The organism is Bacillus sp. JJ783 (assembly GCF_036963225.1).
Taxonomy (GTDB): Bacteria; Bacillota; Bacilli; order Bacillales; family Bacillaceae_G; genus Bacillus_A; species Bacillus_A cereus_U.
In genome coordinates, this window is record NZ_JBALMG010000204.1 from 1 (window position 1) to 607 (window position 607).

The window sequence follows — 607 nt, forward strand, 5'->3', positions numbered from 1 at the left end:
AATCTCATCCGCACTTAATATCATGCGACAACCAAATATATCATTTAACCAATTATTAACTGGATATTGATCCGTATGACTTAAATAACGATTTATTTTATCTAAGATACTTTCTGATGTTTTTACACGATAGAAATATTTGATATCATCTGTGTCAGCTTTCATTAAATAATCATTGATACTTTCATGTAGATTTAGTCTGTAATTCAAAATATGACGTTCTGGAACATTTTTAATTGTTCTAGATAAATTGACTTTATCAACTTTACCTGTATCAAAATAGTCATTTGAATATTGTTTATGTAACTTGTTAATTTCTGAAATTAATCTTTCAACTTTTTCAACCATAGGAATTCCTCCTTGATTTATTCAACACCATTTATTGTAGTCTCATTTTGACGAAATCACAACTTTTAAATGCTCTGTTATGACCTTCATGTTATCAATAGCATATCTAATTAGACTCAATATGTCTTTTTCTATATTAAGTCCTTTTCTAAACGTTTCGCCCAAGTTATCAATATTCTCAATATCACTATTTTCAAAATCAAAATTAATTCTTGTAAACGTCATAACATAGTCAGCCGTTTCAATATTTTCTATCATA

At 27.0% G+C, this 607-nt stretch carries 2 pseudogenes; both read right to left on the minus strand.

What is annotated here, in order from left to right:
* A pseudogene (locus tag V7038_RS28090) lies at positions 1 to 348 on the minus strand (GTP pyrophosphokinase); the annotation flags it as partial.
* 42 nt (positions 349 to 390) lie between these two features.
* Positions 391 to 607: pseudogene (locus tag V7038_RS28095) on the minus strand (hypothetical protein); the annotation flags it as partial.